Origin of the sequence: Pararhizobium sp. (assembly GCF_965279435.1) — a bacterium.
GTDB lineage: Bacteria > Pseudomonadota > Alphaproteobacteria > Rhizobiales > Rhizobiaceae > Pararhizobium.
Map to the genome: position 1 here is coordinate 2,112,872 of NZ_CBDIHY010000003.1, position 17,626 is coordinate 2,130,497.

The following is a 17,626-nucleotide window of genomic DNA, read 5'->3' on the forward strand; positions in this document are numbered from 1 at the left end:
CCGCAATATTCTGACTGAGGGTAGGAGACCCCTATGCGCTATTCATCGATCACCGACCGTCTGGCCGATCTCGGATCGGAAAAATGGGCGCTGCACATCCGCGCGCGGCAGATGCAGGCAAGCGGAACGGAGGTCATCCAACTGACCATCGGTGAACCGGACATGCCGGCCGATCCCTCGCTGATTGCCGAGGCGCAACGGGCGATGAATGCCGGGCGCTACCGCTATTCCAATGGCCGTGGCGAGCCTTCGGTGGTCAACGCGCTGACCGCCCGCTACGCCAAGCGCCGCCCGGATGTGACAGCCGAGAACGTCCTTTGTTTCCCCGGAACCCAGACGGCGCTGTTCTCCGTCATGCTGGGGCTGGTCGAGGCCGGTGACGGCGTTTTGGTCGGCGATCCGCTCTATGCCACCTATGATGGGGTCATCCAGTCGACCGGTGCGCATCGCGTTACCGTGCCGTTGAAGCCGGAACACGGGTTTCACATGCAGGCCGCTGATCTCGAGAAGGCGATTACGCCGAAATGCCGGGTGCTGCTGCTCAACACGCCGCACAACCCGACCGGTGCCGTGCTGACGGCAGACGAGATCAAGGCCATCGGCGACATCTGCCGCAAGCACGATCTCTGGATTGTCTGCGACGAGGTCTATGAGGAACTGATCTTCAACGGCCCCTTTGCCTCGCCCTTTGACGATCCGGAACTGGCCGAACGCACGATCGTTGTCTCGTCGATCTCCAAGTCGCACGCCGCCCCCGGCTTCCGCAGCGGCTGGGCTGTCGGTCCTGCCGAATTCGCCAGCCGCCTGTTGCCGGTGTCTGAGACCATGCTGTTCGGCGTCCAGCCTTTCATTGCCGATATGACGGCCTATGCACTGACCCATGATATCGGCACGTCAGCCGCCATGCGCGCAGCCTACAAGACCCGCGCCGACCTGATCGTCGAGGGACTGTCGAATGTGCCGGGCATTGTGCCGCTGCCGCCGGAAGCCGGCATGTTCACGCTGATCGACGTGCGCGGTACTGGCCTGACGGGCGAAGCCTTTGCCTGGATGCTGTTGGAGCAGGAGCATGTTGCGGTGATGCCGGGCGCTTCGTTCGGCAATGAAGCGACCTCCTTCGTGCGCGTCAGCCTGACGGTACCGGACACGGTCATTCAGGAAGCCTGCGCCCGCATCACCAAGCTGGCGATCCGGCTTCTGACGCCGAAGGAGCGCCGGGCATGAGTGAAGCCTTGAAAACCGTCGGTGAAGTCTTGGTCGACCTGCTCGAAGCCAATGGCGTCGAGGTCGTGTTCGGCATTCCCGGCGTGCATACGGTCGAACTTTACCGTGGCCTTGCTGCCTCAAAGATCCGCCACGTGACGCCGCGCCACGAACAGGGTGCAGGCTTCATGGCCGACGGTTATGCCCGCGTCAGCGGCAAGCCGGGTGTGGCGCTGGTCATCACCGGGCCGGGGCTCACCAATACGATCACGGCGATGGCGCAGGCCCGGCAGGATTCGATCCCGATGCTGGTGATCTCCGGCGTCAACCGGCGCGATTCGCTGGGTCACGGCCGTGGTCTGCTGCACGAGTTGCCGGACCAGCACGGCATGATCAAGACGCTGGCGCTCTATTCGCAGACGCTACTCAACCCGGCCGACCTCGGACCCGTGGTCGAGCGCGCCTTTGCCATCCTCACGTCCGGCAGGCCGGGGCCGGTGCATATCGAGATCCCGACGGATGTGATGACGGCCCGCATCGCGGCACCCCCGCTCCGGAAGGCCACGGCAACGCGGCCAAGGGCCGATGCCGAGACATTGCAGAAGGCCGCCATCCTCTGCGGTGACGCACAGCGCCCGGTGATCATCTGCGGCGGCGGCGCGATCACTGCGGAAGCAGAAATCCAGGAGCTGGCCGAACGTATCGGCGCGCCGGTTGTCATGACCGTCAATGCGCGCGGCATGCTCGCCGGTCATCCGCTCAGGGTTCCCGCAAGTCCCAGTCTCAAGGCCGTGCGTTCGCTGATTTCCGATGCCGATCTGGTCATCGCGCTCGGCACGGAAATGGGCCAGACCGACTATGACATGTATGCCGATGGCGGGTTTCCGATCCTTGGAAACCTCATTCGCACCGATATCGACGCAGCCCAGCTGGCGCGTGGACCGCATGCGGCTCTGTCCATTCTGTCGGGTGCCAAGGCGGCGATATCCGGCATTCTCGTCTTCCTCACCGCAAAACCGGCGGCACGGGGCGCAGAGCGTGCGGCAGCAACGCGCAAGTCGGCCATGGCCGAGCTGACGGCAAAGATGCGGGCCGAAATCGCCGTGATCGATGCGATCTATCAGGCGCTGCCCGATTGCGTCATCGTCGGGGACAGCACCCAGGCCGTCTATGCCGGCAACCTCTATTGCGATGCGCCACGGGCAAAGAGCTGGTTCAACTCAGCGACCGGTTTCGGTGCGCTAGGCTATGCGCCACCGGCGGCTGTCGGTGCGGCTGTCGCCGATCCGGACAAGCCGGTCATCTGCCTTGTTGGCGATGGCGGCATCCAGTTTTCGCTGGCCGAACTGGGGTCGGCCGCCGACATCAACGCCAATGTCATCTTCGTCGTCTGGAACAATGACGGTTACCAGGAAATCGAGAGCTTCATGGTCGAGTCCGGGATTACCCCGGAGGGCGTAAAACCGTCTGCCCCGGATTTCCTGCTCGCTGCCGGCGCCTATGGCGTACCGGCTGTGCGGTTGTCAAAGGTGGGGGAGCTGGCGGCAGCACTGGCAGACGCGCGCAAACGCGGCGGTCCTTCGCTGATCGAGATCCATCAGACGCGGACGGCTGGCGTCACGGCATAAGCGCTACGGTCTCGAGGATGTTCAACGGCGCCGTGTGATGGTAAGATTTGACTTTGGCGGCGGGCGATGGTTTTTAGGCCCGCTTGCACGCTGAATCGGCGTGCAGTTCGGCGATTTGCTGTGAAAACAGCGCGCCAACGGGAAGGACAATGTCCTCGATGGGCATGAACGGCAACAGCATCGACCGGAACCAGGCAGGCAAGCTTTTTGCCGTGCTATGGATTCTGGCGGCGGCACTTGCCATGCAGTTCGTCGCCTCGGCGCAAGGGTTTTCGTCGCGGTTTCTGACGGAGGCAAGCGCCGGAAACGTCGCTGCCCCGGAAGGCGGCACCTCCGACACGACACTGGCGCGTCATGTGGTTCGCGCTTTTCCGGTTGCCGATCTGCGTTTCCTGGCTGATCGCAACGACGGCAAGTCTTCTCCGGGCGGGCCGGGGCCATTCTTGCTGCCGGTTCCCGTTCTCGTCGCGTCAATTTCTTACGGCAGCATGCCATCCATCGGCTCTTTGCATGCTGCGATAACGGGAGTGAAGGGTTACACGACCCGCGCTCGCGGACCCCCGGCGTTTGACGCCTGAGACTGCCTTTGGCAGCCTTTTGCGCCTCGGCGCAACTTTCCTTGACGCATCACACCCGCCGTCCCAGGCTCTGCCGGATGGGCGCGGGCTATAATGGAACCTCAACATGCGCACTTCGAAATGGGCCGTTCTGGCCTATGTCGCGATTACCCTTTTTGGGATACTCGCGGCGCTGCCCAACATACTGCCGGCATCCGTCCAGCAGCAATATGCTTCCTACCTGCCAGTCAAGCCGGTCACGCTCGGCCTTGACCTGAAGGGTGGTTCCCACCTGGTTCTGGAGGTCGATGCAGCCGGCCTGCGCCAGGCGCGCCTCAACACGCTTCTCGACGATATCCGCGGCGCGCTTCGCGCGGAGCGGATCCCGACATCCTCGGCGCGCATCGCTGGCGATTCCATCGCCGTCAAGATCCCCGATCAGGCCGATCGCGACAAGGTCATGCCGAAGATCCAGGAACTGGCGGTCCCTGCCGGCACCCTCGGTTTCGGCGCTGCAACGTCCGATATCGAAGTCTCCACCGCAGATGACACCATCACCGTCAAGCTCACGGAGGCTGGTCTCAGCGAGCGCATGACGGCTGCCGTCGATCAGAGCCTTGAAATCATCCGCCGCCGCGTCGACCAGGTCGGCGTTGCCGAACCGCTGATCCAGCGCGTCGGTTCCGACCGTATTCTGGTCCAGCTGCCAGGCCTGCAGGACCCGACGCGCCTGCGTCAGCTGCTTGGCTCGACCGCGCAGATGAGCTTCCACATGGTCGATACCTCGGTTGATCCGAACACGACCACGCCGCCACGCGGCGTTGATATCCTGCCGGGCACAAATGACGGTGCTAAATACGCCGTCGAAAGCCGTGTGGCGATTTCCGGCGAACGTCTCGCCGACGCCAAGGCCGGCTTCAACCAGCAGACCAACGAACCGATCGTTTCCTTTACCTTCGATAGCCAGGGTGCCCGTCAGTTCGCTGAAATCACCCGCGACAATGTCGGCCTGCCTTTCGCCATCGTTCTGGACGGCAAGGTTCTGACGGCGCCGCGCATTAACGAACCGATCCCCGGCGGGCAAGGCCAGATCAGCGGCAACTTCACCGCTCAGGAAGCAACCGTTCTTTCCGCACTGCTGCGCTCCGGCGCCCTGCCGGCACCGCTGACCATCATCGAAGAGCGCTCCGTCGGCCCGAATCTCGGTTCCGACTCCATCCGCATGGGCATCTATACCGGTCTTGCCGGCTTTGCCCTCGTCGTCGTGCTCATGGTCGTGCTCTACGGCGCCTGGGGCATGATCGCCAATCTCGGCCTTCTTCTGCACACCATCCTCACCATCGGTGTGCTCGGCATGCTTGGCTCGACACTGACGCTGCCCGGTATCGCCGGTATCATTCTCGGTATCGGTATGGCAGTGGATGCCAATATTCTGATCAACGCCCGTATCCGGGAGGAAACCGAAGGCGGGGCAGGGGCGATGAAGGCGCTCGATATCGGCTTCAGCAAGGCCTATGCGACCATCATCGACAGTAACGTCACCACCCTGTCCGGCACCATCCTGTTGTTCATGTTCGGCACCGGTCCGGTCCGCGGTTTCGCGATCACCATGATGCTCGGTATCGTCATCTCGATGTTCACCTCGATCACCATCGTCCGCCTGGCGATGCGTGAGGTTGTCGTCCGCCGCAAGATGAAGAAGCTGGAGATCCCGTCGCTGTTCGGCGGCGTGCCGCATATTCCGAAGATCTCCTTCATGAAGGGCCGCTTCATCGCCATCGGCATGTCGGCCTTCCTGTCGGTCAGCTCGGTGGTTCTGTTCTTCCATCCGGGCCTCAACTACGGCATCGATTTTGCCGGCGGTATCCAGGTGGAGGCGACCTCGAAATCCGTGCTCGACCTGCCCAAGCTGCGCGAGGAACTGGAAGGGCTGAGCCTCGGCGAAGTGGCGCTACAGGAGTTCGGTCAGAACCAGTCGGTGCTGATTCGCGTCCAGCGTCAGCCGGGTAGCGAACAGGAGCAGACCGTTGCCTTGAACAAGATCAAGGAAGGCGTGGTCCAGGTCATTCCGGATGTGAGCTTCGAACGGACCGAAGTCGTCGGCCCGACGATCTCGGCTGAACTGGCCCGGTCCGGCTTCCTGGCCGTCGTTCTCGCGATGCTGGCGATCCTGTTCTACATCTGGTGGCGGTTCGAATGGCACTTTGCCGTCGGCGCCATTGCTGTGCTGCTTCTCGACATCACCAAGACGATCGGCTTCTTCGCGCTGACCGGCATCGACTTCAATCTGACGGCCATCGCTGCACTTTTGACGATGATCGGCTATTCGGTGAACGACAAGGTGGTGGTCTATGACCGCATGCGAGAAAACCTGCGCAAGTACAAGTCGATGCCGTTCTCCGACCTGATCGACATGTCGATCAACCAGGTGCTGGCACGATGCATCTTCACCTCGATGGCCACGGCGTTTTCGTTGGTGCCAATGGCGATCTGGGGTGGCGATGCGGTGAAGAGCTTTGCCTGGCCGATGATCTTCGGCGTTATCGTCGCAACGACCTCGTCGATCTATATCGGCGGCCCTATCCTGCTGTTCCTCAGCCGCTGGTGGAAGGACCGCGAGGCAACCCGTGCACCGGGGACCGAGCTCGCCAAGAGCTGAGACCGGGTCCTATGGAGAAAAATCGAAAGGGCAGCTTCGGCTGCCCTTTTTTCGTCTCATGATGCGCCTACGTAATACCCGTGAAGACGATTCGGTTTGTTACCGAAAAGTAGTTTTTCATTCTACGGTATCTGTTTTTGCGAATAAGCCTTGCTGCATTCGACTGAAATGATGAACTAAGTAGTATTATTTTGCGCGGGTAGACAAATTTAATTGACTAAATTTGTGGTCTATCCTATCTTGTGGTTGTTCGCTGATGGCAGAAGCCGGAGCGGAGACCTGTAACGCGCCCGGGGAGCATTCACCGGGCCTTGCCGAAGGAGAGAGCCATGTCTGACAATGCCCGCATCGCCGCTTTCCGAGGCACGCATTCCTATTGTCGCACAATGAAAGACCTTTGCATTCGCACTTTCTGGCGAATGTGAATTCTACGCCGTCTTTTCCTTGAATATTGCACGATTTGAATGATCCGCGCCACGGCGCGGCAGGAGTACTATCCCATGAGCAAGCAGGTTATAGAATTTGGTGGAGAAGCTGTCGGTGTCGTCGTTCCGGACGCAGGCCGGCTGAAGTTTGTCGCCGTTAAATATCATGTCTGGGATCTTGATTCGCGGCACTTCCGTTCGGCCGACGAAGCGAGGGCTGCGGTGCGTCAGTTGATATCGACACAGGCTGTCCGCAGGCCGGTGTTGCGGGTTCAGGACATATCTCCGGTCTATGCTGTCGCGTAAGCCACAAATAAGTATGAAAACCGCAGTTTGGCCATCTTTTCCCTAAATCGGTATATTGGCACGGCTTCCCATGTGATATGCCGGGTTACGTGATGGCAATCAGCAGACAGGCGCACTTTTCAGGGCCTGTTTGTTCAAAGAGCGAACTGCGATGCTGACCAAAAAGGGTAAATACGGATTGAAGGCGCTGGTTGATCTGGCGCGTCTTGATCCGGGTGAAACAGCTTTCATCACCGAGATTGCTAGCCGGAACAATATCCCGAAGAAGTTTCTCGATACGATTCTGCTGGAGCTGCGCAATGCCGGTATCCTGCGCTCGAAGAAAGGGCCTGGCGGTGGTTATTCGCTGTCGCGGCCCGCATCCGAAATCCGCATCGGTCAGGTTGTACGTACGCTGGACGGCCCCCTGGCGCCGATCCGCTGTGCCAGCCGTACGGCATATGAAGTCTGTGACGATTGCAACGATCCGGATACCTGCGAAGTTCGCCGGTCGATGACGACGGTCCGCGATGCCATCGCCGACATTCTCGACACGATGACGCTGGAAGCGTTCGTCAGCAATCCTGGCCATATGATTGCCGGCGAAGACGAGATCGTCGCGCAGCGCGCAAGCTGATCCGGCTGTCACTCTTCCTACAGTGCCGGGCTTGGCGGTTGTGCCTGCTTTGCCGGCGAGGGGCGAGATCGGCCATTTTGATTTGATCTAAGGGCGCCCTGGTTATAACCGGATGCCTTGTTTTGGTTTTGGAGTGTCACTCATGGGTCTCAGGCAAGTCGATACGAACCCTCCGCAAGAGGGAATTGTCATTGAATCGCTGAGGCGGTCGATCGCCACGGCAGTTGACGGCATCAACGCATTTGCAGCCCAATTTGCTGCGGATCAAGCCCTCGCGCGCAACCTGGTTGATGCGGTTGAACTGATCGCCGGCGGCCGGGGCCGCGTGGTGGTTTCCGGCGTCGGCAAGAGTGGCCATATCGGCCGCAAGATTGCTGCGACCATGGCATCCACCGGGACATCGGCCTATTTCGTGCATCCGACCGAAGCCAGCCATGGCGATCTCGGCATGATCACGTCCGAGGATCTGCTCATCCTGTTGTCCTGGTCGGGAGAAACCGTCGAGCTTGGAAACATGCTGGCCTATGCCAAGCGGTTCAATGTTCCGGTCGTCTCGGTCACGTCCAATGCCGAAAGCCTGCTGGCGCGCAATTCCACTGTCGCCATCACTTTGCCGAAGGTGCAGGAAGCCTGCCCGCATGGACTGGCGCCCACAACCTCGGCGATGCTGCAGCTGGCTGTCGGCGATGCCCTGGCGATCGCACTTCTCGAGCGGCGTGGGTTTTCTGCGCAGGACTTCAAGACATTCCACCCCGGTGGCAAGCTCGGTTCGCAACTGCTTCTCGTTCAGGAACTGGCGCATGACGGCGATGCGATCCCGCTATTGCCGCTCGGCAGCCCGATGGGCGACGCGGTTATCCAAATGTCATCGAAGGGCTTTGGCGTCGTCGGAATTACCGACGAGGCCGGCAAACTCGCTGGCGTCATCACCGATGGCGACTTGCGCCGCCATATGTCGCACGATCTGCTGGTCGAAACGGTCGATACGGTCATGTCGCACAGTCCGCGGGTCATCAAGGGGAGCGTGTTGGCCAGCGCTGCCATGGAAATCATGCAGGCACAGAAAGTGACTGTGCTATTCCTGGTCGATGATAACGGTATTCCGAGCGGGATACTGCATATCCACGACCTGTTGCGTGCCGGCGTCGCTTAAATTGAAGGCATGGTCTTGGTGGGCAGGGTTTCAGCCATTGTATCGTCGATGGTATTGATCCTGCTCCTTTAAGAGATGGAGTTCGAAAATGGCCTTGCGAGCTGATATCCTTGTCTGAGCAGCAACAGTCCCTGAGCGCGCATCCAAAGCGGCCGTCAGGCGAGGCGGCGTCTTTTGCCTCTGGGCCGATCAAGATGATTACGACTTATGCCTTCCACATTCACGGCTGGAAGCAGGAAATTTTCCGGCGGTATTTTCCGGACCGCACGTTTGTGTTCGTTCCGATGTACGCGCGCGAAACCGATTTCGAGGATTGGGCGGCGCGCATCCTTCGCGATGACAATCCGGAGATTTTTGTCTGGAGCTTGCGGGCGCCAAAAAAGCTTAAATCCTTTGCGTCACAGCATGATATTCCAGTCTTCTACATAGAAGATGGCTTCATTCGTTCGGTCGCAGCCAATGCCAGCCGCACACCGCCGTTGTCTCTGGCGCTTGACCAGGGCACGGCTTATTTCGATTGCCGCGAACCGTCCGATCTGGAGCGACTGCTGTGCAGCTATGATTTCGATGGTGCGCCGGAGCTTCTGGCGCGCGCATCGGCGGGCATTCGTTTCCTGCTTGAAACGGGCGTCAGTAAATACAACAGTGACACCAGGGCCGATCTCGATCGTCTCTACGGCCCGAAATCCGGCAAGCGCATCCTGGTCATCGGCCAGGTCGAGGATGACGCGTCCATTCAGTTCGGTTCCCTCTCGCCGGTGACCAACAATGACCTGGTGCGATTGGCAGCCAGGGAGAACCCAGGCGCACAGATCATCTACAAACCGCATCCGGATATTCTCAACCGGGTTCGTCTGGCACAATCCGATCCTCAGGATGTTCGTGATCTCTGCCAGATCATTACGCAGCCTCTTTCCATGAGCCAAGCGTTTGAGACGATCGATCATGTCTATACGATCACGTCGCTGGCCGGTTTTGAAGCTTTGCTTCGGGGTCTGAAAGTCACCACCTATGGATGTCCATTCTATGCCGGCTGGGGACTGACGGATGATCGCCAGCCGAACGAGCGGCGCGGCCGGGCGCTCAGCATCGAAGCCTTGTTTGCTGGTGCCTATCTGCTTTATCCACGATACTATGATCCCCAGAGCGGGAAGAGCTTGTCGTTTGAAGAAACGGTAGATGGAATATCACGGCACTTCGCGACGGCTAGGGAAGCTGAGCCGTCGTGGGAAGCGTCTGGTCCGCAGTGGCAGGCGTGGGGCCCTTACGGCGTCCTCGGCTGGAGACATCTGATAACGCCGCCTCTGGCGCTGATCATCTCCAAGATCGGCAACAGTCATGATGCAATGATATTCCGGCAGGATCCAATCATGTTCTTCCGGGAGTTGTCCAGCCCGATGTTTAGGCTTATCGGGCGCATAGTTTATCCATTTGGATAGCTGTGGTTACGGACGAATGTGGTTTATCGGCAGCGGCTATAATTGTTCGCCAACTTGAAAATTGGCTTCAAGAGAGTAAGAGCTAGTCGGGTAAGCCACACGGCGTGCCGGGATGTGAGTCGCCATGATCGTTACTCACGCATCCTGTGGTTAGGAAAGCAGCCGGATTTGGAACATGTCGTAACACATATGCGGGTCGTTTCTGCCTTGCTCATTCGTGAAATGGACGCGCGGTTCGGCAGCAAACCGGGGGGGTATGTCTGGGCAATGCTCGATCCTGCAGCGCATGTGTTCCTGATGACAATTATATTTCAGGCAATTGCCCGTGCGCCTGCTCTCGGAGTGAGCTTCCCGCTTTTTTTCGCGACCGGCTACATCGGGTTTCAATTCTATCAGGCGATGGCGACCTATTTGAATGGTGCGGTCAAGGCAAATAGATCCTTGCTCAGCTATCCAAGCGTGGCCCCTATAGATACCATGATTGCCCGCTATTTCCTTCAGCTCGGCACGACGGTGCTCGTGGGCGTCGTCGTTCTCGGGGCAATTGTCGTCTGGATGCGCACGCCTCCGGAGTTGACCTGGCCAGCCATCATCGAAGCAATTTTTTTGGCAAGCATGCTGGGGCTTGGCATGGGGTTGATCAACAACGTCATGTTTCTGAAATATGCACTCTATGAGCAGGTATTCAGTATTGTCAATCGGCCTCTGTTCCTGATTTCCGGCGTCTTCTTCCTTCCCGACGCTATCCCGCACCCCTACCGGGAGATCGTGCTCTTCAATCCCCTTGTTCATGTGGTCATGCAGTTTCGGGTCGGATTCTACAGCGAGTACAGAGCAGCGGGACTTGATATGCCTTATGTTTATACCTTCGCATTTTTGACATTGTTTATTGGAATGGTCCTATTCACATCATCGTCCGCATTGTTGAGAAATGACCAATGATCAGGCTTGAGCAGGCGACCAAGTTCGCGCGTACCAAAGGTATCAAAAAGCCGATTATCAATGGTGCTTCCCTTGTTTTGCAAAGGGGAAAGAGCATTGGTCTGCTCGGGCGCAATGGTGCAGGAAAATCCACGTTGCTCCGCTTGATTGCGGGTACGATCCGGTTGGATAGCGGCAGGATCATTCGCAAGGGCAAGATCTCCTGGCCGCTCGGGTTTCAGGGGAGCTTTCAAGGTACCATGACCGGCGAACAGAATGTTCGCTTCGTGGCGCGTATCTATGGGGTCGACACGCGTGAATTGATCGCCTACGTCGAGGAATTTGCCGATCTGGGGCAATTTTTCAAGGCACCGGTTGGGACCTATTCCTCCGGGATGAAGGCCCGTCTTGCTTTTGGATTGAGTATGGGTGTCAATTTCGACTATTATCTCGTGGACGAAATTACCGCTGTCGGAGATACAAACTTCAAAAAGAAGTGCCAGGTCGTTTTCGAGAGCAGGCTTCAGGATTCTGATGTGATCATGGTCTCGCACAGCACATCCACCATTCGCGCCTATTGTGATTGCGGGGTGGTTATGGAAAATGGCAAATTAACCTATTATGATGATATTGAGGACGCGATCAGCGCCCACGACGGTAATATGAGGGAATTGTAGATGGCGATCATCAGAAATGCGGCTCCAGGTGCTGCGCAAAAGGATGGCGCTGTGGATCAGCTGAAGAGTACCGATGTCGTCAAGTCGAAAAGCGTGCACTTGCTTGAAGGACTGCTTGGCAACGATGATCGTGTGCTTGTGCCTAAGCTAAAAGCAAAAGCTCCAAACAAGCTTCACAGGATTATAACCCAGCAAGCCAAGAAGCAGACTTGGCTGAGATCGCTTCGACTGCGTCACGCCATGATCATAGGCAGTTTTTTGGCTTTTGTTGCAATCCCTGCGGCACTGGCGTCAATCTATATGATTTTCGTTGCCTCCGATCAGTATCATAGTTCGGCGTCGTTTTCTGTCCGCAGCATTGAGGCGGCCGGTGCGCCTGATATTCTTGGGATGTTTTCACAGGCATCGACGGGCAATACGCTCTCCGATAGCTACATCCTAATGGACTTTGCGCGTAGCGAAAGAATGCTGGCGGAAGTCGAGAAAAAATTTGATCTCGAAAAAATCTACGCAGCCCGAGGCCTGGACTACTTCTACGGAATGGCACCCGGCCTTCCATTGGAAAGTAAACTCGAATATTGGCGCAAGATGATTGACATAAATTTCGATCACGCGTCGGGCATCATGCAATTGCAGGTCAAAGCATTCGATCCTCAACAATCGCAAGCGATTGCCAAATTCGTTATTCAACAAAGTGAGACATTGATCAACGATCTTTCTGGGTCGGCCCGTGATGGTGTTCTTAAAGCCGCGCAGGGGGAAGTGCATTTGGCAGAGACCCGTCTCGCCAAGGCGCAGGTGGCTGTACGGCAATATCGCGATGTTTCCCAAGAGGTCGACCCTGTGGAGGGGGCTAGACTGGCAGCTCAACTGATCGGGGGGCTTGAGTCCCAATTGGTTCAGATGAACGCCGATCTTGCAACCGCGAAAACACAAATGAGCGATGATACGCCGCGCATGCGTGTGCTTAAAGCCCGTATTGCCAGCGTCGAGGAGCAGCTCGCATCCGAGCGTCAGCGCCTTGGCAGTGGCAATGCGGACGGACAATCCTTGGAGGCCAACGGCGACGTCGCCGGCCGGATTCAAAAATACGAAAGTCTGGAAACGGAACGCCAATTTGCCGAGCGTGCCTATACGGTATCCCTCGGCAGCCTCGAAAAGGCGCGTATCGATGCGAACAACAAGCAGCGATACCTTGCCGTCTTCATAGAGCCGACGCTTTCGCAATTGGCACAATACCCGGCACGCTTCATGAATTCATTCTTGGTGGGACTGGGCCTGCTCTTCGCATGGGCAGTTTTTGTCATGGGCTATTATAACATTCGTGACCGTACCTAAGCTCCGTTTGATATCGAGAATCACCTCAAGCCGGGAGGCTTTCTTGCCTGGTTTCGGTTTTCTGGTTACTTGTCTGGGCGCTGAGCCATCAACGTTTGTTTCGATGGTACGTGAACTCCGGCCCGGATGAGGCTTGCGCGGTAAACAATAATGTTTTTTCTTTCGAAGGCCTGCCGGTTTATCAAGTCTTTGCCACGCATCCGTTTCTTCAAGCCCTTCGCCATTCAGCTCGATTGGGGGCATAATAATGTCGTCGATGCGAAAGGGCGTTTGACGGCGACAGTGCGCCTGTATGGCAGCCAGAACCGGATTGAATTACCCAAATCATCCTCTTTCACGGGGCATATAACCGTCCGTGGGCAGGGCAACCGGATACTGATCGGCGATAATTGCCGTCTGGCAGGCGAGTTCATCGTCAAGGGATCCAATCAGACGGTGACTGTAGGAGAGGGAACCACGTTCGAATCTGTCTATGTCCTCTGTCTGGAGCGCTGCGATATTACCATCGGGCGCGGATGTATGTTTTCCCGTGGGATCGAGGTGCGCACCAGTGACGCACATGCGCTGATCCGGCGAAGGGATGGACGGCGGCTTAATCGTGCTGCCTCTATCGTGATCGGCGACCATGTCTGGGTTGGCCTGGGAGCCATTCTGAACAAGGGAACGGTCATTCCGGAAGATTGTATCGTCGGGGCCAAATCCTTTGTGAACAAGGCGTTCAGCGAAAGCGGCGTTGTGCTCGCTGGAACGCCCGCAACGGTCGTCAAGCGTGATGTCACATGGAGCCGGGGCCGCAAACACCGTTGGTCGCAGGAAGAAATGGACGCCTGGCGTGTCGCCGAACCGGTTAGTGAAGACGAAGACTGATTTTTTCTGGCTTCCGGCGCGGCGGTGGATCGATGAAGCCGCCGGGTTGATTGATCGACTGGTTGTGTAATCTTTCCGCAATCGCCTCCGCACCGGCGTCGGTGCCGGCAGACGAGTAGAAATTGCCCCGAACCTGGATTGCCGCCGCAAGCAGACGGAAAAAGGCTGCGCGGATCGGTTCGTGCGGAGTTGTTGGCGCTCCCCAAAACTGATCAAGCGCACTTTGGTCGCTGAGATCGGCAATGTCGAATACGGCGGTTCCCAGCACTTTCACGGGTTTGCCCAGCTGTAAGGCATGAAGCCCGACAGTCGAGTTGATGGTGACGACACCGGTGGTCTTTGCCAGCAGCGCATTCAGGTCACCACCATCGAGGAACTGGACACGCTCATCGATGTTAAGCCCAGTTGCCAGTGCCTCAATATAAGCTTTCCAATCGATGAGCCCGTTATCGAGAGGATGCACTTTGATCACGAGACGGGCTGTGCGAGGGGCGTGAGTGGCGAAGGAGGTGATCACCTCGGTGATGGCCTCACGCTGATCGTTGTAAGGGGAATGTGCCCGCAATTGGAAATCGGTTTGCAATTGCAAAGGGAAAACGAAAAACGTGGCTTCGTCGGCAAGCGCGTGTTCGACGAGTGTTGTTGCCGCCAATGCTCTTTTCCGGCTCCCCGCCAGCCGCATAATCCAACCGGCATATTCTGCCAGAGGATGAAACAATGCATGGCGGCGGTAGTGTGGAAAGAGAAACCACAGGAAAACGTTCGGTAAATTGTAAAGAAGGTCGTAGGCCGCCTCGACGGTAAAACTTTGCGTATAGCGTCTCGTCCAGTCCGGTTCGGGAAGGGTACGGGCCGCGTCGATGATCTGCTGCGGATCATTGGGGAAATGCGAATTGGACGACATTCCATTGCGTTCAAGCGTCAACCAGTCCGGTCTCAGATAACCCATTTCAACGACCGATACCGCTATGTCGCGCTCTTTGGCAGCCTTGAGCGCAATGAGATGGTAGGGCCGCTCCTCGCCCAGCAGAACGAGATCGGTGACCGCATGCCGATCCATGAAAGAGGCAACATAGTCGCGCCAAGCGTCTCCGCCTCGACCCCTGTAATTGTACCCGCCCTTGCGGCGCCAGAAGATCTGATCGCCCGGATTGAGGTTGATCCGCAGGCAGTGATGGCCTTTGGCTTCCAGGCGGTCGGCGATCTTGGCAAAGATCGGCGAGGATGGCCCTTGCAGAAAAAGGAAGACGCGCCGTTCCGGCGCTTCTGGCAAAGCCATCGTCACAGGTCCTTGAAGAATGGCGCCGGCACTATCGCAGATCATCCTTTTGCAGATTGGCATGTTTCAACATGGCTTCCAGCAGGTTCCAGGGTTCAACATTACGCGGAAACGACGGAGCATTCTGCGGTTTGCGCGCGTCCGCCAATGGCACGATGAAGTAATCGGTTCGGGGGTCGGGGAAAGGGTCGGCGAAGGATTTCAGCAAGGGCGCATGGTCTCCATAGAAAACCAGCCACACGGGGCGATCGAGCCTGTTCAAATGGTCGACAAGTTCACCCAGTGCCTTGTCGGATTGCTGCAGAATTTCGAGATAGATCGCGACAGGATCGGCCATTCCTTCGACGCGATTGGGCTCCCACGGCCCATGGTTGGCCATTGATGCGACGAACAGAAAACTACCCTTGTCGTCCGCTTGGCTTTCCACGTCAGCAATGACCTTACGGGTCAGAGCTGCATCCGAGACATAGGGACCATCGCGGACGGGATCATGGTCGAACTCGTCGAGCATGGTCATTTTTTCAAAGCCAAGCTGCGGCATGGCTTTATGGCGAAGGAAGAATGTCCGGTCATAAGGGTGCATGAAATGCGTGCTCCAGCCCGCATTCTTCAGCTTCGTCGGCCAGACCACATCGGTATAGTGGCTCGCCCGGAGGTAGGGATAGCTTGCATCGATATGCAGGTCGTCGGGGACAAGGCCACTCAACACGGCGAACTCGGTGCGCAGCGTATAGCCGCCCTCGAAGACTGTGGCGAGGCGGCCCCATTGCACAGCAAGTTTCTGCAGCCTGTCGATAGTCGGCAGCTTGACGCTGTCTACGCCGCAATGGCGCATGTCGATGAAGGATTCCGACTGCCAGACAATGACCAGCGGCGCCTTGTTGTCGGCATCGTGACCGATCAGGTCCTGGACGGCGGCGAAGAAGCGTTCTTGCAACTCGGCAACAATCTTCTCGCGCCGGCGGCCGAGCCAGAGGATGAAATGGAAAATGACGGACGCGAACGTTCCGAAACGGATGGTGCTGACCTTGACGTTCGGCTTGCCGACAAGGTGTTGCACGAAATCGGCGACCGGCCTGTTCACCGGGCCATAGAACAGCAAAATCCAGGGCAGATCCGCGATCAGGATCACCAGGATGATCCAGAGGAGCTTGTGGCTGGCGGGCAGGACGCTGGGCTCGAAATACATGTATAGCGCCGAGACGCCGAAGACGTACAGGAAGGCGACGAGCCAGAACACGATGTTGAGCGAGTTTGCGTAGAAGATCGATTTATACTTGAAGACGTCGGCGACGAGGGCAATGTCTGAAAAGACCAAAGGTTCGCGAATGAACTTGTATTTGGCCCGGGATATGCCGGTGAAGATGACGAAGAAGCTCATCGTGCCGGCGCTGGCATAAAGAGGGCGCCAAGAGATCGAGAAGAAGCCCGCGAACACGAGTGCGATAATCGGCAGCCGTGACAGGAGATCGACGGCGGTCCGCCGGCGGCTGGATGGTGGCCGATGTCTGCGGCGCTCGCGTGCAGGCAGGGCAAATTTATCCGTGTAGAGGATGACAGCACAGGCCAGCGCGTAGCAGAAAAAGGTTAGCGTTAGCGGATGGTAGTGCATGTGGAGCGACGTCAACGCCAAACGGATACCTTCGATCTTTCATCGGTCGCCGACGCGTCATGCACCGCCGCGACACAGCGACACTTAAATCCTATTCGCAGCGGATACAAGCAACTATGGCCGTTCAGCGCCGCCGCCGATCCGTTGAATACCTCTGTCGAACCACCAGTTGAGAACCGGCTTTACTGCCGTGCCGAAACGCCCCAGCGCCCACAGCGTCCAGCCGAAAAACACCTCGAATTGGCCTTTGTCGATGGCGCGTGCGATCCGGAGCGCAACAGTCGCGGAGGACCAAGGCGCAACACGCCCCATGATCACCGTTGCTTCCAGCGGCCGATGTTCCAATTCGCGGGAAAACTGCGGCGTTTCGGTATCCGGCGGGAAACAGACGGAAACACTGACACCATGCGGCTTTGCTTCCGAGCGGAGAGCATCGGCAAACCCATGCAGGGCGAACTTCGAGGCGCAATAGGCCGTGTAACCATAGATACCGATCAAGCCCGCACCGGACGATACCAGCATGATCCTACCGGAGCGCCGTTCTTTCATGGCCGCATAGACGGCGCGTACCGCATGGACGCTGCCGAACAGGTTTGTCTGAAGCTGACGGTTGAAGGCGGCTGAGGACAGAATTTCGAACCGTCCGGGCTCGACGATCCCCGCAGACGTGATCAGGATGTCACAGGGGCCGAAGGCATCCTCGCATCTGCGGATTGCCGCCAATGCCTGATCTTCGTCGCCGACGTCGGCACTTTCGATACGGATGGATTTCTCGCCATGATCTCTTGCAAGTTCTGCTTGCGCTTCCTCAAGCGCAGGCATGGAGCGTGCCAGAAGCGATAGGCGTGCGCCGCGTACGGCGTAGATGCGCGCCAGCGCCAGACCGATACCACTTGAGCCGCCGGTAATGATCACATGAGTCATGCCGCAAGACCGGTTCGGTTCA

At 57.9% G+C, this 17,626-nt stretch carries 15 protein-coding genes; 12 read left to right on the top strand and 3 right to left on the bottom strand.

Annotated elements, in window-relative coordinates:
- The first annotated feature begins 33 nt into the window (after nucleotides 1–33).
- The 12 genes from ACQY8Q_RS15830 (at nucleotide 34) to ACQY8Q_RS15885 (ending at nucleotide 13,789) form a co-directional block, all read left to right on the top strand.
- A complete protein-coding gene (locus ACQY8Q_RS15830; protein WP_428427447.1) occupies nucleotides 34–1,224 on the top strand; it encodes a pyridoxal phosphate-dependent aminotransferase in 1,191 nt (396 codons plus the stop codon).
- The gene (locus ACQY8Q_RS15835; RefSeq protein WP_428427448.1) at nucleotides 1,221–2,831 is read left to right on the top strand and encodes a 5-guanidino-2-oxopentanoate decarboxylase; all 1,611 of its coding nucleotides are present in this window, start codon (nucleotides 1,221–1,223) and stop codon (nucleotides 2,829–2,831) included. Before ACQY8Q_RS15830 ends, ACQY8Q_RS15835 begins: the two co-directional genes overlap by 4 nt.
- Nucleotides 2,832–2,980: 149 nt before the next feature.
- A complete protein-coding gene (locus ACQY8Q_RS15840) occupies nucleotides 2,981–3,409 on the top strand; it encodes a hypothetical protein (protein ID WP_428427449.1) in 429 nt (142 codons plus the stop codon).
- 106 nt (nucleotides 3,410–3,515) lie between these two features.
- On the top strand, nucleotides 3,516–6,047 hold the full coding sequence (gene secD, locus ACQY8Q_RS15845; protein WP_428427450.1) for a protein translocase subunit SecD: 2,532 nt from the start codon (nucleotides 3,516–3,518) through the stop codon (nucleotides 6,045–6,047).
- A gap of 500 nt (nucleotides 6,048–6,547) precedes the next feature.
- The gene (locus ACQY8Q_RS15850; RefSeq protein ID WP_428427451.1) at nucleotides 6,548–6,778 is read left to right on the top strand and encodes a hypothetical protein; all 231 of its coding nucleotides are present in this window, start codon (nucleotides 6,548–6,550) and stop codon (nucleotides 6,776–6,778) included.
- A gap of 151 nt (nucleotides 6,779–6,929) precedes the next feature.
- The gene (locus tag ACQY8Q_RS15855; RefSeq protein ID WP_428427452.1) at nucleotides 6,930–7,394 is read left to right on the top strand and encodes an RrF2 family transcriptional regulator; all 465 of its coding nucleotides are present in this window, start codon (nucleotides 6,930–6,932) and stop codon (nucleotides 7,392–7,394) included.
- A gap of 142 nt (nucleotides 7,395–7,536) precedes the next feature.
- A complete protein-coding gene (locus ACQY8Q_RS15860) occupies nucleotides 7,537–8,547 on the top strand; it encodes a KpsF/GutQ family sugar-phosphate isomerase (protein WP_428427453.1) in 1,011 nt (336 codons plus the stop codon).
- A 194-nt stretch (nucleotides 8,548–8,741) separates the two neighbouring features.
- Nucleotides 8,742–9,986, top strand: a complete 1,245-nt coding sequence (locus ACQY8Q_RS15865) for a capsular polysaccharide biosynthesis protein (RefSeq protein ID WP_428427454.1) — start codon at nucleotides 8,742–8,744, stop codon at nucleotides 9,984–9,986.
- Nucleotides 9,987–10,154: 168 nt separating this feature from the next.
- The gene (locus tag ACQY8Q_RS15870) at nucleotides 10,155–10,928 is read left to right on the top strand and encodes an ABC transporter permease (RefSeq protein WP_428427455.1); all 774 of its coding nucleotides are present in this window, start codon (nucleotides 10,155–10,157) and stop codon (nucleotides 10,926–10,928) included.
- On the top strand, nucleotides 10,925–11,584 hold the full coding sequence (locus ACQY8Q_RS15875; RefSeq protein WP_428427456.1) for an ABC transporter ATP-binding protein: 660 nt from the start codon (nucleotides 10,925–10,927) through the stop codon (nucleotides 11,582–11,584). The genes ACQY8Q_RS15870 and ACQY8Q_RS15875 overlap by 4 nt, the downstream gene beginning before the upstream one ends.
- Nucleotides 11,585–12,922: an RkpR, polysaccharide export protein gene (locus ACQY8Q_RS15880; protein ID WP_428427457.1), complete on the top strand. Its 1,338-nt coding sequence runs from the start codon at nucleotides 11,585–11,587 to the stop codon at nucleotides 12,920–12,922.
- Between the two features lie 150 nt (nucleotides 12,923–13,072).
- Nucleotides 13,073–13,789, top strand: coding sequence for an acyltransferase (locus tag ACQY8Q_RS15885; protein ID WP_428427458.1), 717 nt, complete (start codon nucleotides 13,073–13,075; stop codon nucleotides 13,787–13,789).
- Here ACQY8Q_RS15885 and ACQY8Q_RS15890 read toward each other — a convergent pair.
- The 3 genes from ACQY8Q_RS15890 to ACQY8Q_RS15900 form a co-directional block, all read right to left on the bottom strand.
- A complete protein-coding gene (locus ACQY8Q_RS15890) occupies nucleotides 13,770–15,068 on the bottom strand; it encodes a capsule biosynthesis protein (protein WP_428429796.1) in 1,299 nt (432 codons plus the stop codon). The genes ACQY8Q_RS15885 and ACQY8Q_RS15890 overlap by 20 nt on opposite strands.
- 31 nt (nucleotides 15,069–15,099) lie before the next feature.
- Complete coding sequence (locus ACQY8Q_RS15895; protein ID WP_428429797.1) at nucleotides 15,100–16,680, bottom strand: LTA synthase family protein; 1,581 nt, start codon at nucleotides 16,678–16,680, stop codon at nucleotides 15,100–15,102.
- Nucleotides 16,681–16,794: 114 nt separating this feature from the next.
- A complete protein-coding gene (locus ACQY8Q_RS15900; protein ID WP_428427459.1) occupies nucleotides 16,795–17,604 on the bottom strand; it encodes an SDR family oxidoreductase in 810 nt (269 codons plus the stop codon).
- Nucleotides 17,605–17,626 lie beyond the last annotated feature (22 nt).

Coding starts and splice junctions, on each gene's coding strand:
- ACQY8Q_RS15830 (WP_428427447.1), top strand. CDS start 34: ATGCGCTATTCATCGATCACCGACCGTCTGGCCGATCTCGGATCGGAA.
- ACQY8Q_RS15835 (WP_428427448.1), top strand. CDS start 1,221: ATGAGTGAAGCCTTGAAAACCGTCGGTGAAGTCTTGGTCGACCTGCTC.
- ACQY8Q_RS15840 (WP_428427449.1), top strand. CDS start 2,981: ATGTCCTCGATGGGCATGAACGGCAACAGCATCGACCGGAACCAGGCA.
- ACQY8Q_RS15885 (WP_428427458.1), top strand. CDS start 13,073: ATGTTTTTTCTTTCGAAGGCCTGCCGGTTTATCAAGTCTTTGCCACGC.
- ACQY8Q_RS15850 (WP_428427451.1), top strand. CDS start 6,548: ATGAGCAAGCAGGTTATAGAATTTGGTGGAGAAGCTGTCGGTGTCGTC.
- secD (WP_428427450.1), top strand. CDS start 3,516: ATGCGCACTTCGAAATGGGCCGTTCTGGCCTATGTCGCGATTACCCTT.
- ACQY8Q_RS15880 (WP_428427457.1), top strand. CDS start 11,585: ATGGCGATCATCAGAAATGCGGCTCCAGGTGCTGCGCAAAAGGATGGC.
- ACQY8Q_RS15860 (WP_428427453.1), top strand. CDS start 7,537: ATGGGTCTCAGGCAAGTCGATACGAACCCTCCGCAAGAGGGAATTGTC.
- ACQY8Q_RS15855 (WP_428427452.1), top strand. CDS start 6,930: ATGCTGACCAAAAAGGGTAAATACGGATTGAAGGCGCTGGTTGATCTG.
- ACQY8Q_RS15900 (WP_428427459.1), bottom strand. CDS start 17,604: ATGACTCATGTGATCATTACCGGCGGCTCAAGTGGTATCGGTCTGGCG.
- ACQY8Q_RS15865 (WP_428427454.1), top strand. CDS start 8,742: ATGATTACGACTTATGCCTTCCACATTCACGGCTGGAAGCAGGAAATT.
- ACQY8Q_RS15890 (WP_428429796.1), bottom strand. CDS start 15,068: ATGGCTTTGCCAGAAGCGCCGGAACGGCGCGTCTTCCTTTTTCTGCAA.
- ACQY8Q_RS15895 (WP_428429797.1), bottom strand. CDS start 16,680: ATGCACTACCATCCGCTAACGCTAACCTTTTTCTGCTACGCGCTGGCC.
- ACQY8Q_RS15875 (WP_428427456.1), top strand. CDS start 10,925: ATGATCAGGCTTGAGCAGGCGACCAAGTTCGCGCGTACCAAAGGTATC.